The organism is Cobetia sp. SIMBA_158 (assembly GCF_046566945.1).
GTDB lineage: Bacteria > Pseudomonadota > Gammaproteobacteria > Pseudomonadales > Halomonadaceae > Cobetia > Cobetia amphilecti.
In genome coordinates this window covers 1-248 of the sequence record NZ_JAWJYL010000838.1, presented here as the reverse complement: position 1 = coordinate 248, position 248 = coordinate 1, and the positions used below count along the sequence as shown (strand labels likewise).

At 43.1% G+C, this 248-nt stretch carries 1 protein-coding gene; it reads right to left on the bottom strand.

Annotation, left to right across the window (positions count from 1 at the left end; all coding sequences use genetic code 11):
- A partial coding sequence (locus tag R2R70_RS22185) for a hypothetical protein (protein ID WP_410979228.1) occupies positions 1 to 248 on the bottom strand: 248 nt, incomplete at both ends.

Below are 248 nucleotides of genomic sequence, written 5' to 3'. Positions count from 1 at the left end.
GACTGTAAACAAACACTTGCGTGCCGCCGTGCATAGGCGCATTCGACACAATTACACTCGGTTGGCTTAAATCGGTGCTATTTACTAAATGCTCGGTTTGCCACGATATTTGCTGCTCGCTAAATGCAGTAAAGTAGTTTGCTTTAAAGCGGCTCCAAATTAAGTCAATTTTTTCTTCAAGGTACCCTAAATTAAGCAGGCGTTGTTTTGCTTGGTGCTTTTTATCACGAATTTGGTCGCGTTGGTCC